We start from the raw sequence: 13,015 nt of genomic DNA, 5'->3' as shown, positions 1-13,015 counted from the left end.
TCCACAACCCACCATGTCGGCCATATTTTTTCCCACCCCTAAACCGCTCCAGCATGTTTCGACTGTGTTTGACCTAAAGGACCGTCTTGATTGGGGTGAACCTGCTCTAACGATTGTAGATGTTAGAGATAGAAGCCTTTTCAACGAGCGTCGTATTTCAGGCGCTATTTCTATGCCCATGGATGAACTTGTTGCTCGTGCTTCTGTAAGTCTTGAGACTGAGCGCGATATTTATGTCTATGGCGGTACTGATGACGTCACAGCTCAGGCTGCAGCTGCACTGCGTGAGGCTGGTTATAAAAATGTTGCTGAACTGATGGGTGGTCTAGGCGCTTGGCAAGCCGCTGATGGTGCAACAGAAGGGTGCTAAATCTTTCGTAGAAGCCTATGCAGCAGAGTTTTTCTGACAAAAGGCTCTGCTACATTCTCTTTGGTTACAGGTTTTTAAGCCACAAATTAGCGATCTCATCCAGCCGCCAAGTCAGGTTGGTGAGCTGACCTAACTCTTTGGGTACTGAGATGAGCTGATTTTGGGAGAGATCAAGTCGAGTCAGGTTGGTAAGCTGACATAACTCTTTGGGTACCGAGGTAAGCTGATTTGAGGAGAGATCAAGTCGAGTTAAGTTGACAAAATATCTCAATTCTCTGGGCAACGTTGTTAGTCCTAACCCTGATAAATTTAGCTCCGTAGCCTTGTTCTTGATAATTGATTGAATTCGCCATTGAGCCTCGAATTGCCCATCGTCAAGAACTAAAGCATATGTCTCATAAACAATCTCTTCCGGACTAATCTTCAACACTTGGGCAATAGCCACGAGACTAGATTTACTTAACCGTTTGCCTTGACCAGGATGAAACAATCAACTGACGGTATTTGCACTTACACCAGCTTCCTTAGCAATTGCCGTAAAGCTCAAATTCAGTTTAGCTTTAGCAGTCTGTAGTTTTCGTAATCCTTTAGGGCTAGGCAAAAAACTGCGCAATTTTGACAACATAGACGATTTTGCTCAGCATCGCTACCAAGATACTCGTCCTGTAATAGAGCTGCTAGAAATCTCTGAACTTTTTAATGAGAAGCACAGTCTCAGCTTATTCAGGCTTGTTTACACGAACCAACTGACTATTCAAGCTATCAAACAGGCTAACCGCTTTGTGAATACGATCAGCCTGTCGCTGCCAGTTATCATCTCTAGAACAGACAATAATTCCTGCATGATCACTATTTGCACGATGAAGCTTGATAAAATCCTTGCGATTTAGCGTCAAAACAGCGCGATTTTCTGACGTAGCAAATGCCAAAACCTGATCATCCGATAAGCCACGGTTGTTTGCTTCCTGCACGGTCAATACATCATGATCAAGGCTACGGAGAAACTCAACAACACGACGCGGAAACTGCTCGTTCGCATACAGTGCAGCCATGTGCTACTCGTCCATGTCGTCGTCATTGGCCTGAATGGCGGCTTCAATCTCTTCTGGATTTGCTGCTGCATAGGTCCAAGCGTTGGCTAAGTCTAAAGCTGTAAGAGTCGGGTAGTTGTAAAGTTGATCAGAATCTTTCACACCCAGCTGACGGTAACTCGTCAGGACCCATACAGGAATTCGAGTCCCTTCAATACAAGCCTCACCACCACAAACTCCAGGGGTTTTCCTAATACCGCGCCAGTTATTGCCCAGGCTACGAGAAAGGAGTTGAATCGCCTCTAATTTATCGATTGGAGAAAGGGACAAAAGCCGAGCCTCAAGATCACGAATGCTCATAGCCTATGCAAAGTTGTAAACCATTCTGTAATCTTAGCTCACACCTATAGCTCACATCGATTCACCACTGGATAGGGTTGGATATGAAGCTTAGGATGATGCGATTTCATCACTTATACGTCAACTGTTATGGCTATACTTGTACAAGTAATGGTACAGATTAGCTATGAATATAGTTACCTTTAGTGAAGCCAGAAATAAGCTAAAAACCATACTGGACCGCGTAGTCAATGACATGGACTATACCGTTATTACCCGTCGCGATGCTGACGATGCTGTTGTCATGTCTCTTGAATATTTCAACAGTCTGCTGGAAACCGTTCACTTGTTAAAGTCCCCAGCAAATGCAGCTCACTTGGAGCGTTCTATTGCTCAATACAAACAGGGTCGGGTGACAGAGAAAGAACTCATTGATGAGTAATCGAAAGCTAGCCTGGACTTATGAAGCCTGGCAAGACTACATCTACTGGCAGAGTCAAGATAAAAAGACTCTGAAACGAATTAACAAATTGATCAAAGAGACCAAAAAGCAACCTTTCGAAGGTATCGGCAAACCAGAGCCCCTGAAAGAAAACCTATCCGGATTCTGGTCACGACGCATCGGCGATACCAATCGCCTCGTCTACGCTGTAGATGACGATTATCTGACGATTATTGCTTGTCGCTATCATTATTAACCCCACAGCTTTGGATAAACTGTGGGGTGATTTTTGATTACGGGACTGGCGCGATTCGAACGCGCGACCTACCGCTTCAGATTGGTGTGAGTTTCCCCACTCTCTGGACTATACCTTCACCGTAGGAACGTGTCCCGTAGGTGGTAGCCGTCTAGTCTCTACACCTTCCAGAAGTGAAAATCTGGCTTGGCTCGGTATTGCCGTAAGGACAGGTCCTCGTAGGTTTCACCGAATTTGACTACATTCACACATGGGGTTTCCCCGCACGGTGCCCGATATTCAGGAGGCGGTTGCTCTATCCAGCTGAGCTACAGCCCCAAGCTGGTCTACTTAAACATACAATCTATCTTACTGTCCACAAGTATGGCGTCCGTAAATTCCGTAAAATGGCGGAGAAACTGTCAGCTTTCTACCCAACGAGGTACGTATTTCCACCCATTCCTAAGTATCTTGCGATAAGGCTCAAAATCAGGCATTTTTTCACCCACTAGCTGCCAAAATGCTTGGGAATGATTCATGTGCACCGTATGGCATAGTTCATGTACCAGCACGTAGTGCACAATTTCTTTGGGCAGAAACAGCAGCTTGTAGTTGAGACTAATGTTTTTATTGCTAGAGCAACTGGCCCAGAGCGTTTTTTGGCCTCGTACCGCAGGCTTCTTAAATGGCAAATCTAGGTCAAAACTCAGCTGACGTAACCACGGGACTAGCTCCCGATGGGCCTTGTGCCCCAACCAGTCGCGCAGTACCTGATTGCACGAGGGCAAATGCTCTACGTTACCTCGAATCTTTAGATTGTTTCCTGGCACTGGAATACAGAACATAGGTCCGGAATCAGCCTCGTAGCTCACCTGCCAAACTTCGCTCGGCTCAGCCTGTGCTAAGGGAGTCTGCCACCGGAGTTCAAGTTTTTCAGGCTGGCTCATTTGCCAATCAGTGACTGTATCTTGGCGTTCGCTCAGCAACCGAGCGCGATTTTTTAGAATCCAGTCTTGCCATTTGGCTATCAGCCCCGGCAGCTTTTTACAGTTGTATCTTGGTGGAACGACTACTTCGACAGAGCCATCTACCGCGATTTTGATAGATACGTGCTTAGCCCGCTTACTTGTGCGGACGGTATAGTCAAAGTCGGTGGGTGGCACGGAGGATGGGAACAGGTCTAACTGCGCCATGGTCAAGGCAGCAAACTCCATTTGGGCTCTCATCAGTTTAACTGAAGGAATCTATTCACCAAGGGCTTCTTTTAGCCTTGATTCCAGGTAATGGTCCCATGGGCTACGCCTACGGTTATTGCCCGTTCTACTAACCATTGCCCATGCGCCTTGATACGATGTGAACAAAGAAAATTGCTGTTTTATAATCGGATTCTTTGAAAATGGCCCAATTGAAAACGCGACTATGGCTATCGGTAGCGGCATTACTACTGTTGAGTGCCTGTGATGGTGGTGGAGGCGATGGGGCATCGGAGAGTGCTGAAAAAACGGTGACTATCCTTGGCGTGGTGGTTGGCGAACAGCAGGAAAAATTGGAAGCAGCCCTCCAGCCCTTTGAAGAGGAAACAGGGATTAATGTGATCTATGAGGGCACTGACTCCTTCGCGACGTTGCTGCCGGTCAGGGTAGAGTCAGGCGATGCGCCAGATATTGCCATGTTTCCTCAGCCGGGACTGATGGCAAGTTTTGCTGAGGCTGGGCAAATGGTGGCGGTAACAGAGTTTATGGACGAGGCTACTCTGTCAGACGCCTATCCAGAAACCTGGCTATCGTTGGGTACGTTTGATGACAGTATCTATGGAATTTGGTATCGGGCTTCGGTAAAGAGCTTGGTGTGGTACAACCCTAAAGCGTTTGAAGCCCAAGGGTTTACAGTACCGACCACATGGGATGAAATGCTGGCACTGAGCGACCAGATTGTTGATGCTGGGGCAATGCCCTGGTGTGTCGGGTTAGAGAGTGGTGAAGCAACGGGCTGGCCAGGGACTGATTGGATTGAAGACATCATGCTACGCACCGCCGGGCCAGAGGTGTATGACCAGTGGATTACCCATGAAATTCCGTTTAATGACGGTGCGGTCCAAACGGCCTTTGAGCAGTTTGGCGAGATTGTCTTGAATGAGAACTATGTGGTGGGTGGCTCAGTGGGTGCCATCAGTACCCCCTTTGGTGATGCCCCCCAGGGACTGTTTGGTGATAGCCCTACCTGCTATTTGCATCGCCAGGCTAACTTTATTGCCAGTTTCTTTCCGGAGGAAGTGAACTTAGAAAAAGAGGTGGATATCTTTTTGTTGCCGGGTATTGACCCGGCCTATGGTACGCCGGTTTTAGTGGCTGGGGATGCGTTTGGCATGTTTAACAACACGCCTGAGGCTCAGGCACTGATGGCGTATTTGGCGACGCCGGAACCCCATGAAATTTGGGCCGGCTTGGGGGGCTTTTTATCGCCCCACAAGCAGGTGAGTTTGGAGGCGTATCCGGATGCGTTGAGTAAAAAGCAGGCTGAGTTTTTAGGAAATGCGGAGACGATTCGGTTTGATGGATCGGATATGATGCCGGGGGCTGTGGGTACGGGTACCTTCTGGTCCGGTGTGGTGGAATATGTGGCGGGCGAGCCAGTGGAAGAGGTGCTGGATACGATTGAGGCGAGTTGGCCAGAATAATCGTGCTTTAATCGACATCATCGTAGGTTGGGTTAAGCTCGCGAAACCCAACTTGCTTTCCAGAATTTAACGCTTTCAGAGATATCTCTTAGATATTGATGGAATGTGAGTTGATGGGGTTTCATAGGGAATGAGGCAATGGATTTGATGGGGTTTGGATTGTTGGGTTTCGCGGGGGCTCAACCCAACCTACTGCGGGTGTTGACGGCGGTGGTTGCGATCGCACTTGGCTCCGTCGGTACCTTTGCCATTTTCTATGGTCTCAATCTCCTGGTAGAACGATTCCCGCGTCCCTGGAAAGATCGGCTCCTTCCCTGGGTATACATGGGACCAGCGGTGCTAATGCTGACAGCATATCTGGTCCTACCAACGCTGCAGACGCTATATATCAGCTTTTTTGACAACCGTTCAGAGAAGTTTGTCGGTCTCAAAAACTATGTATTTGCCCTGACCAACCCTGACATGATTATTGCCTTTCGCAATAACCTGCTGTGGCTGGTGCTGGTATCGGGTCTGAGCGTCGGTTTAGGGCTGATTATTGCAGTGCTGGTAGACAGGGTAAAGTACGAGGCGGCGGCTAAGTCGCTGATCTTTTTACCCATGGCCATCTCCTTTGTGGGGGCCAGCGTCATTTGGCGGTTTATCTATGCCTTTAAGCCAGCGGGCAGCGACCAGATTGGCTTACTCAACGCCGTACGGCAGACAGTGGGGTTAGATCCCCTGGGCTGGCTCATCGAACGGGATGGATTGCTAGAGCCCCTGTGGTCGGGTCTGGGGGTGGAGAATTTGACACCACTACCCACGCTGCTCCCCCTCAATACCCTGGCCCTGATTGCCATCATGATTTGGCTGCAAACGGGGTTTTGTATGGTGCTGCTGTCGGCGGCGGTGAAGGGCATTCCCAAAGATGTGATCGAAGCGGCCCGCATTGATGGGGCCAATGAATTTCAGATCTTTCGGCGCATCATTATTCCCATGATTATGCCGACGATTACGGTGGTGACCACCACGGTGGTGGTCGCCGTGCTCAAGGTGTTTGACATTGTTTATGTCATGACCGGCGGCAACCTGGATACAGATGTGATTGCTAGCCGCATGATCAAGGAAATGTTTAATTTTAGAAACTTTGGTCGCGGCAGCGCCATTGCTACGGTGCTACTGATAGCAGTGATTCCGGTGATGGTGACCAACATTCGTCGCTTTACCCAGCAGGAGGCTAACCGATGAAAATTGCTCGGACATCAACTCCGGCCTGGTTTGAGAGGCTACCGTTGCATACGGCGGTGGTTGCGATCGCACTGCTCTGGACCCTACCCACCGCCGGACTGCTCATCAGCTCGTTTCGTCGTAAAGATGCCCTGCTACAAAATGGCTGGTGGACCGTTTTCCAACATCCCTTTGACCTAGCCCAGTTTCACATTGGTAACTATATCGACGTGATCGCTAGCCAGGGAATGGGTCAGGCATTTCTAAACAGCCTGGTCATTGCCATCCCCGCCACGGTCATTCCCATTTCCATTGCCACTTTTGCCGCCTACGCCCTGGCCTGGATGCAGTTTCCTGGACGACAGGCGCTGTTTGTCGCCATTGTGGGTCTGCTGGTGGTGCCTTTACAGATGACGCTGATTCCGGTGCTGCGGGCCTACAACAGCCTGGGGTTGTCCGGCAGCTTTCTGGCGGTGTGGCTGGCCCACACCGGCTATGGGTTGCCCTTGGGTATCTATCTGTTGCGCAACTACATTGGTTCACTGCCACGGGACCTGATCGAAGCAGCGGCGGTGGATGGAGCCTCCCATCTGAAGATTTTTATGCGGCTGATTGTGCCGTTGTCGATGCCTGCGATCGCATCCTTTGCTGTCTTCCAGTTTCTCTGGGTCTGGAACGACCTGCTAGTGGCCCTGGTATATCTGGGGGGTAACCAAGACGTAGCCCCGGTCACCCTGGTGCTGCGCAACCTGGTGGGCGACCGGGGCCAAGACTGGCATTTACTGACCGCTGGAGCTTTTGTCTCCATGGTGGTACCGCTAGCGGTATTTTTTGCCCTCCAGCGTTACTTTGTGCGGGGGCTATTAGCAGGTTCGGTAAAAGGCTAGTTCTTGACCAGACTTACCAGTCCTACTCACCACTCAAAACCTTATCGGCTTCATCTTCAGCCGCATCAACTGTCGTAATCACCGGCACATTTAACTGCGCCACATCTGCTTCCACTGAGGTCTGCACCTTTTTCGAAAAACCCCAGGCAAAGATAGCAGCAATCAGAGCCACCATGGCCCAGTCCGGCGGCACCCAGCTTTCGTTAATCACCCGAATCAGCAGCCGCAGCCCCACAAAGGCAACAGTGACAAACCCCGCATCTTCAAGGTGAATATAAATATCGAGCCAGCGGATAAACAATCCGGCCATAAACCGCAGGGCAATAATCCCAATGGTGCCGCCCAGCAGAATAATCGCCACTTCGTCGGACAAGGCAATAGCCGTAGTAACGCTATCTAATGAAAACGCCAGGTCTGTAAACGCAATAATCGGGATGGCCTGCCACAGAGAGGCAAATTTAGGGCCGTGGTGCTGCTCGTCATCCCCCTCACTGCTGCTAAAGTGCTGATACACCAGCCACAGTAGATAGGCCGCGCCCGCCACTTCAAACTGCCAGAACTTTAATACCCAGCTGGCCGTCAAGATCAGAGTCATGCGCAGCACAAAGGCAATAACCAAGCCGAAGTTTAAGGCTCGCCGCTGCTGCTGTTCTGATTCGAGGCCTTGGGCAATGGCGGCCAGTGCGATCGCATTATCCGCTGACAGTACCGCCTCCAACGCGATCAGTACTGGCAATAAAAGTAGCGTATCCAGACCTAGGTTAGGGGACCATTCAAGTAACTGATCTAACATTTAGCCCTACAATTCGCGATCCTTACAATAAACATTTTGTCAGCAACCAAGACCAGGGACACCCTTGTTTAGAATAGATCGGATACAATTCACCGCCCATACTCATCAGGGAAACTGATTTCCCGACTGCCCGTGATCTCCACACTATTTGCTCAATTTCGTCACCAGTATGCCAACGGCAGTTTAACCACCGAACTCCTCAATACCCACGCTGAGCAATACTTAGTCAAAGCCACAGTTAGTATCGACGAGCAGATAGTCGCCACAGCCCTAGCAGCAGATACCAACTTAACGGTAGCTGATGATCACGCTAAAGCTAGAGTATTAGCCCTACTCGGGTTTGGGCAAGCCGCAGAGGCCCCGCAGCAGGCCGCCGTCAAATCAGCCAACGCCAAACCAGACATACCGACAACTAAGACAGTCTCTCCACCCACTAAAGAAACAGCCATAGAGCCGCCTATTCAGGCTCCTGATAAAACAGACGATTTAGCAGACGCTGAAACTGGAGAGCACGACAGCGAAGATATGGGACGCCCTATTGATAGCATCGCCCCCGAGGAAGCTCCAGCTCCGTCTGAGGTACCTGCCTCGTCCCTAGCGGCGGCCGCCATCGAAAACTTTGACGACAGCAGCCCCGTAGACCTATCGGATATCATCGCCCAGACCGATGTTGAAATGGCTCGTCTTGGCTGGAGCAGTCTTCAGGGGCGTACCTATCTGGAAAAAACGTTTAACAAGCGCTCCCGCCAGCAGCTGACGGATGAAGAACTCCTCACGTTTTTACTCTATCTAGAGTCCCAGACAACCCCAAGTATGGGCTGATTTAGACAGCCGTGGGTCTACCGCCGATGGCATGGCGGTCAATCACCTGATCGATGAGACCGTACTCAACGGCTTCACTGGGAGACATAAAGAAATCCCGCTCAGTGTCTTCTGAAATTTTTTCAAGGGGCTGTCCGGTATGCTCAGCCAGGGCATCATTCAATGTTTTCTTGATATAGAGAATTTCCTTAGCTTGAATCTCAATATCAGTAGCCTGTCCCTGAGCGCCACCCAATGGCTGATGAATCATAATGCGTGAGTTAGGCAGACTCATACGCTTACCCTTGGTCCCCGCACTAAGCAAAAAAGCCCCCATACTGGCAGCCAGGCCAACACAGATAGTGGAGACATCTGGCTTAATGTGGTTCATGGTGTCAAAAATGCCCAGGCCGTCATACACCGAACCCCCAGGGGAGTTGATATACAGATAGATGTCCTTCTCTGGATCTTCGGCCTCTAGAAATAGCATCTGCGCCACAATCAGATTGGATGACTCAGCCGTCACCTGCTGGCCCAAAAATACAATGCGTTCCCGTAAAAGGCGGGAGTAAATATCAAAGGCGCGTTCACCGCGACCCGACTGCTCAATAACGGTAGGAATCATAAGGGCCTAAGTGTATGGGTTCTTTTGCTTGCTTCTATCGATTGTACAGACTTAGATGGGGCAATGGGGGGGTACGGATAACCCAACTGTGTTTATTATTCTGGCCACACTCACACCAGGTCAGAGGCTCATCTAGGTGAGATTTATACCGACAGGTGATAGTGCATATTTCCGTAATGTCCCCAGTGAGTTTACTGATGCTTAAAGCCGAGTTCCGTAGTCCTTCTCAAGCCATTTAGAGCAGGAAATTTGTACTTTTGACATAAGCATGAATACTGCGCTCGAAGCGGCGCTGTCCAACATGCGGTTTTCAGAAGTGACTACTACCGAGAGACCATTACTATGATTCGTCGTTCTGCTTTACTGGCTACTGCGATCGCACTCAGCTCCTTCACCGTGTCTGCCTCCAAGGCATCCGCAGAGGACCTGGTCGTCCCCTTCGAGGCTAACATCGACGGGAGCTGTAACCTGAATCTCATTGCCCCTGGTGTGCTAGCTCGTGATTTTAGCAACTCCTATGCTATTGCTGCTGGGTTTGAAGGTGGACAGTTTGCCCAAGTTGAAGCTGACTGCAACACCCCTGCCGAGATCTCGGCCTCAGCGCCTGTTCAAACGGCAGGACCTGAGCTGGTACTCATGAGTGCCGAGTCTTATCTCATAGGAGGAAGCACAGTAATCGGGCCTGCCGGTAACAACATGGCACAAGTTTTCAATGGCCCTAATTTTCTGGAAGTGGATATGTATCTCGAGAGCGAGACACCGATTACCAGCGGTGACTATGGGTTTGAAGTAACGCTAACGGCGACACCCAACTAGACACATCAAACCACCTGTCAGTTAGTTAATCAGGTTTAGTTGGTCAGGTTAGCTAGGACTATGGGCATTCTCTGCAAAATGCCTTAGGTTGCAACGCTAACCTGACTTGCATATGCATACAACGCAACAAACTATGGGAATCCATTCGTCTTGGCACCGGTCTGTTAGACACCTGGCAGGCTGGGCGATAGGGCTAGGTCTGATGATGGGCAACGCGGCCCATGCACAAATTGGGCTGTCCCCCCTAGTGATCGAAGCAGAGGCTGCTCGAGGCCGTTCTCAAGGCACCCTAACGGTGAGTAATACCAGTGAAGATTCGGTCCGCGTTCGCATGTATGCGGAACCCTTTACCTATGAACAAGACACTGGGTTTGCCACGCTAGCTAGCGATCCTAGCGATCTGTCCCCCTATCTGCAGTTTTCACCACGGGAACTAGAAATTGCCCCTGGCGAGGTCAGACGGGTGCGAATGATTAGTTTATTTCCCCCCAGTCTGGCCGAAAGAGAATATCGAGCGGCTATCTTTGCAGAACCGTTGACGCTGACGACAGATGATAGCGCCGGAGGATTAGTTTTTCGGACCCGCATTGGGGCAACTGTGTATGTTCGTCAGGGAGAACTAGCGCCAGGTCTGACCGCTTTATCGGCGCAGATGGAGCTGGAGCCACGACAAATCCAGCTACTGGTCGAGAACAGCGGCACGGCCTCGGCTCGTCCAGAAATAGACTGGCAGCTCACCCAGGGGGACAAAACCATTGCCCAGGGACAGACCGCTGCCACCAGCGTCATTACTCAACAAACTCGCCTAGTCAGCCTGCCACTGGATGCTGAGACTACGGTTACTCCCGGTCAGTATCAGCTGACAGGCACCCTTACATGGCTAGATGGAGATAGCAACCAGCAACAGTCATTTACGGTTCCAATGACGATACAGTAATCAACTCAAACAACAAATAACTAGTAAAGGAGAGATAAGCGGTGCCTAATTACATTTATCAATTAGGGCTAACTGCCATAGGTGCCAGTTTGGGAATCGCTATGGTCAATGCCTCTCCTGCCTACAGTCAAACCCTTGATGTTGAATTCTTTGGCAATATTGCACCTGTTACATCTGTAGACACTGTACAATCCCCAACTCCCATCCCTTCTGGAGGAGACAATGGAGGTTCTGGATTACCGACACTGATTGAAACGTTAGAACCAACCATTATCAGACTGCAAACATCTGGTCCGCTCTCAGTGACGGCATCAGAGCCTATCCCCAGAGGCACCCCCGCTCCCGAAGGAACGCAGTACACTAGCTTTCTCAGCGATGGCACCAACGAAGTCCCCAGTGGCGTACCTCTGTTGATCAATGAGATAGGAGAAGTCGATCTTGGGGTCCGTATTCGGGTGGAGTCACCGTCACCATTTATCCCTGGTCAGTATAACTACGATGTTGTTCTTACCCTAATTGCACTCTAACAGCGCTATTTTCATTTTCTCTTTAAAGCAGCATTAAATAATTATCGTTGTTCTTACGTGCTCGGGAACTCTAGACGCAGACGTTTCTGAGCAGAGATTATTTTGATGACATTCTGGTATCATCGGCTGCACGCTGCGCTGGTGCTAGGCTGGCTCATGCTAATTGCTTCTCCTGCCGGAGCTGAAGTTCTGTTTGAGGAGAAAATACACACCATTCCCGGTGGTGCCTCAGTACTATCCGCAACTGTCAAGAAATTAGCCGATTTAGACACGCAGAAATCAGAGATAGCTGCGTTCTCACCACAAGATCTAGAGACAACTGCTCAAATACCTACAAAAGATTCAGAAAGTACTCCACTAGAAATTCCTGCTGGCAACAATACAGATGAGTCGGAGATAATAGATGCTGAAAAAACAACAGCTTTAGACTCAGCGACAAGTGAATTTGATGTTTTTCCGGTAGGGTTAGATGTCCGGAGTACGACATCTGTTGTTGCTTTAATTAAAGGCCAAGAAGAAGGCGGACATCCTGTCGCTTTTGAACAGTGGCGTATCCCATTTGATGATGTGGTGCAGCTGCTCAATATTCAGGTGACAACTCTAGATAACGGAGACTGGGAGCTGCGATCGCAAGTCTCCATTATCCGCATCAATCCCACAGAGTTGGCCATCGACCCAGATCTGGGTCTAGTATTCTCTATTGCCGAAATTGAGTCTCGTCTTGGCATTCCAGCCACCTTTGACACCAATAACTATGCCATTCGATTTGACCCTCCCGAGACTCCTCGTCAACAGCGGCAGCAGCTTGAATCCGCTGTTATCACTGAGGGACTGCCAACGATCGCCTCAGATACGTTTAGTCTGAGTGGCATTGGTCAACAGACCACACTGTCAGGCCGTATCGCTGAGGAGGGTCGTGCAGGCTCAACCTCGTGGCGTGGACGATTAAACGCAGTGGGTACCGCCTTTGGCGGCTCCTGGTATGCCGAGATCGAACAACCCCAGATTGACGATCGGTCTAGCTGGTATCTAGATGAGCTGCAGTACCTGAACTATAACGAACACCAAGATTATGCTCTCGGTTCACAGCCCACGTTCTGGCATGGTCAAGGGGACTATTGGGGAGCCACCCTGATACAGCGCTGGGGCTTCGAGCCTCCAGCACAGCGGGGAAAGGGGGGCTTTAACCCCCGTCAGCAGCTCTGACTTTTCCTATTAAGTCTGGTTCGCTAGTTGCCAACCTTCAACCAGGCCCTGTAACTTTGCCCATCCTTTCCAAAGGACTTGAATCCCGATAGGTGTTTTCCGTCGATGTTCTAAATACCCTCC

General features: G+C 50.0%; 17 protein-coding genes. 11 read left to right on the top strand and 6 right to left on the bottom strand.

Features of this window, described 5'->3' with window-relative positions:
* The first annotated feature begins 13 nt into the window (after window positions 1-13).
* The gene (locus tag IQ260_RS05145) at window positions 14-370 is read left to right on the top strand and encodes a rhodanese-like domain-containing protein (protein WP_193991482.1); all 357 of its coding nucleotides are present in this window, start codon (window positions 14-16) and stop codon (window positions 368-370) included.
* 64 nt (window positions 371-434) lie between these two features.
* Here the strand turns inward: IQ260_RS05145 and IQ260_RS05140 are convergent, their stop codons facing one another.
* The 3 genes from IQ260_RS05140 to IQ260_RS05130 all read right to left on the bottom strand — a co-directional run bounded on the left by IQ260_RS05140 (window position 435) and on the right by IQ260_RS05130 (window position 1,761).
* Window positions 435-815, bottom strand: a complete 381-nt coding sequence (locus tag IQ260_RS05140) for a leucine-rich repeat domain-containing protein (RefSeq protein ID WP_193991480.1) — start codon at window positions 813-815, stop codon at window positions 435-437.
* 274 nt (window positions 816-1,089) lie between these two features.
* Window positions 1,090-1,422: a DUF5615 family PIN-like protein gene (locus tag IQ260_RS05135; RefSeq protein WP_193991478.1), complete on the bottom strand. Its 333-nt coding sequence runs from the start codon at window positions 1,420-1,422 to the stop codon at window positions 1,090-1,092.
* 3 nt (window positions 1,423-1,425) lie between these two features.
* A complete protein-coding gene (locus IQ260_RS05130; RefSeq protein WP_193991476.1) occupies window positions 1,426-1,761 on the bottom strand; it encodes a DUF433 domain-containing protein in 336 nt (111 codons plus the stop codon).
* Between the two features lie 166 nt (window positions 1,762-1,927).
* Here IQ260_RS05130 and IQ260_RS05125 point away from each other — a divergent pair, with 166 nt between their 5' ends.
* Window positions 1,928-2,182 (top strand): type II toxin-antitoxin system Phd/YefM family antitoxin, encoded by a 255-nt coding sequence (locus IQ260_RS05125; RefSeq protein WP_193991474.1) that lies wholly within the window; start codon window positions 1,928-1,930, stop codon window positions 2,180-2,182.
* Window positions 2,175-2,438, top strand: coding sequence for a Txe/YoeB family addiction module toxin (locus tag IQ260_RS05120; RefSeq protein WP_193991472.1), 264 nt, complete (start codon window positions 2,175-2,177; stop codon window positions 2,436-2,438). The genes IQ260_RS05125 and IQ260_RS05120 overlap by 8 nt, the downstream gene beginning before the upstream one ends.
* A 401-nt stretch (window positions 2,439-2,839) precedes the next feature.
* Here the strand turns inward: IQ260_RS05120 and IQ260_RS05115 are convergent, their stop codons facing one another.
* Window positions 2,840-3,643 (bottom strand): M48 family metallopeptidase, encoded by an 804-nt coding sequence (locus IQ260_RS05115; protein ID WP_228015576.1) that lies wholly within the window; start codon window positions 3,641-3,643, stop codon window positions 2,840-2,842.
* A 170-nt stretch (window positions 3,644-3,813) separates the two neighbouring features.
* Between IQ260_RS05115 and IQ260_RS05110 the strand changes: the two genes are divergently transcribed.
* The 3 genes from IQ260_RS05110 (at window position 3,814) to IQ260_RS05100 (ending at window position 7,187) form a co-directional block, all read left to right on the top strand.
* Complete coding sequence (locus tag IQ260_RS05110) at window positions 3,814-5,094, top strand: ABC transporter substrate-binding protein (RefSeq protein ID WP_193991468.1); 1,281 nt, start codon at window positions 3,814-3,816, stop codon at window positions 5,092-5,094.
* A gap of 147 nt (window positions 5,095-5,241) precedes the next feature.
* On the top strand, window positions 5,242-6,321 hold the full coding sequence (locus IQ260_RS05105; protein WP_228015572.1) for a carbohydrate ABC transporter permease: 1,080 nt from the start codon (window positions 5,242-5,244) through the stop codon (window positions 6,319-6,321).
* Window positions 6,318-7,187: a carbohydrate ABC transporter permease gene (locus IQ260_RS05100; RefSeq protein ID WP_193991464.1), complete on the top strand. Its 870-nt coding sequence runs from the start codon at window positions 6,318-6,320 to the stop codon at window positions 7,185-7,187. Before IQ260_RS05105 ends, IQ260_RS05100 begins: the two co-directional genes overlap by 4 nt.
* 22 nt (window positions 7,188-7,209) lie before the next feature.
* Here the strand turns inward: IQ260_RS05100 and IQ260_RS05095 are convergent, their stop codons facing one another.
* A complete protein-coding gene (locus IQ260_RS05095; RefSeq protein WP_193991462.1) occupies window positions 7,210-7,980 on the bottom strand; it encodes a TerC family protein in 771 nt (256 codons plus the stop codon).
* A 132-nt stretch (window positions 7,981-8,112) separates the two neighbouring features.
* On the opposite strand from IQ260_RS05095, the gene IQ260_RS05090 reads away from it, so the two are divergent.
* Window positions 8,113-8,802, top strand: a complete 690-nt coding sequence (locus IQ260_RS05090; RefSeq protein ID WP_193991460.1) for a hypothetical protein — start codon at window positions 8,113-8,115, stop codon at window positions 8,800-8,802.
* Window position 8,803: 1 nt separating this feature from the next.
* On the opposite strand, the gene clpP is transcribed toward IQ260_RS05090, so the two are convergent.
* Window positions 8,804-9,406 carry an ATP-dependent Clp endopeptidase proteolytic subunit ClpP gene (gene clpP / locus IQ260_RS05085; RefSeq protein ID WP_193991458.1) on the bottom strand — a complete coding sequence of 201 codons (603 nt, stop codon included), beginning with the start codon at window positions 9,404-9,406 and terminating at the stop codon, window positions 8,804-8,806.
* 342 nt (window positions 9,407-9,748) lie between these two features.
* Between clpP and IQ260_RS05080 the strand changes: the two genes are divergently transcribed.
* The 4 genes from IQ260_RS05080 to IQ260_RS05065 all read left to right on the top strand — a co-directional run bounded on the left by IQ260_RS05080 (window position 9,749) and on the right by IQ260_RS05065 (window position 12,892).
* Window positions 9,749-10,222 (top strand): hypothetical protein, encoded by a 474-nt coding sequence (locus IQ260_RS05080; protein WP_193991457.1) that lies wholly within the window; start codon window positions 9,749-9,751, stop codon window positions 10,220-10,222.
* Window positions 10,223-10,355: 133 nt separating this feature from the next.
* Window positions 10,356-11,159, top strand: a complete 804-nt coding sequence (locus IQ260_RS05075; protein WP_193991455.1) for a fimbrial biogenesis chaperone — start codon at window positions 10,356-10,358, stop codon at window positions 11,157-11,159.
* 41 nt (window positions 11,160-11,200) lie between these two features.
* Window positions 11,201-11,686, top strand: a complete 486-nt coding sequence (locus IQ260_RS05070; protein ID WP_193991453.1) for a hypothetical protein — start codon at window positions 11,201-11,203, stop codon at window positions 11,684-11,686.
* 105 nt (window positions 11,687-11,791) lie between these two features.
* Window positions 11,792-12,892 carry a hypothetical protein gene (locus IQ260_RS05065; RefSeq protein WP_193991451.1) on the top strand — a complete coding sequence of 367 codons (1,101 nt, stop codon included), beginning with the start codon at window positions 11,792-11,794 and terminating at the stop codon, window positions 12,890-12,892.
* Window positions 12,893-13,015: the final 123 nt, after the last annotated feature.

It is taken from the genome of Leptolyngbya cf. ectocarpi LEGE 11479 (genome assembly GCF_015207065.1).
Taxonomy (GTDB): domain Bacteria; phylum Cyanobacteriota; class Cyanobacteriia; order Phormidesmidales; family Phormidesmidaceae; genus Leptothoe; species Leptothoe ectocarpi.
Note: the sequence above shows the minus strand (reverse complement) of the source record. Positions and strands in the feature narration are given on the sequence as shown.

Excerpts from the sequence above, each read along its gene's own strand:
- IQ260_RS05065 (WP_193991451.1), top strand. The coding sequence starts at position 11,792 with ATGACATTCTGGTATCATCGGCTGCACGCTGCGCTGGTGCTAGGCTGG.
- clpP (WP_193991458.1), bottom strand. The coding sequence starts at position 9,406 with ATGATTCCTACCGTTATTGAGCAGTCGGGTCGCGGTGAACGCGCCTTT.
- IQ260_RS05145 (WP_193991482.1), top strand. The coding sequence starts at position 14 with ATGTCGGCCATATTTTTTCCCACCCCTAAACCGCTCCAGCATGTTTCG.
- IQ260_RS05130 (WP_193991476.1), bottom strand. The coding sequence starts at position 1,761 with ATGAGCATTCGTGATCTTGAGGCTCGGCTTTTGTCCCTTTCTCCAATC.
- IQ260_RS05135 (WP_193991478.1), bottom strand. The coding sequence starts at position 1,422 with ATGGCTGCACTGTATGCGAACGAGCAGTTTCCGCGTCGTGTTGTTGAG.
- IQ260_RS05110 (WP_193991468.1), top strand. The coding sequence starts at position 3,814 with ATGGCCCAATTGAAAACGCGACTATGGCTATCGGTAGCGGCATTACTA.
- IQ260_RS05075 (WP_193991455.1), top strand. The coding sequence starts at position 10,356 with ATGGGAATCCATTCGTCTTGGCACCGGTCTGTTAGACACCTGGCAGGC.
- IQ260_RS05115 (WP_228015576.1), bottom strand. The coding sequence starts at position 3,643 with ATGAGAGCCCAAATGGAGTTTGCTGCCTTGACCATGGCGCAGTTAGAC.
- IQ260_RS05120 (WP_193991472.1), top strand. The coding sequence starts at position 2,175 with ATGAGTAATCGAAAGCTAGCCTGGACTTATGAAGCCTGGCAAGACTAC.
- IQ260_RS05100 (WP_193991464.1), top strand. The coding sequence starts at position 6,318 with ATGAAAATTGCTCGGACATCAACTCCGGCCTGGTTTGAGAGGCTACCG.
- IQ260_RS05105 (WP_228015572.1), top strand. The coding sequence starts at position 5,242 with ATGGGGTTTGGATTGTTGGGTTTCGCGGGGGCTCAACCCAACCTACTG.
- IQ260_RS05080 (WP_193991457.1), top strand. The coding sequence starts at position 9,749 with ATGATTCGTCGTTCTGCTTTACTGGCTACTGCGATCGCACTCAGCTCC.
- IQ260_RS05095 (WP_193991462.1), bottom strand. The coding sequence starts at position 7,980 with ATGTTAGATCAGTTACTTGAATGGTCCCCTAACCTAGGTCTGGATACG.
- IQ260_RS05125 (WP_193991474.1), top strand. The coding sequence starts at position 1,928 with ATGAATATAGTTACCTTTAGTGAAGCCAGAAATAAGCTAAAAACCATA.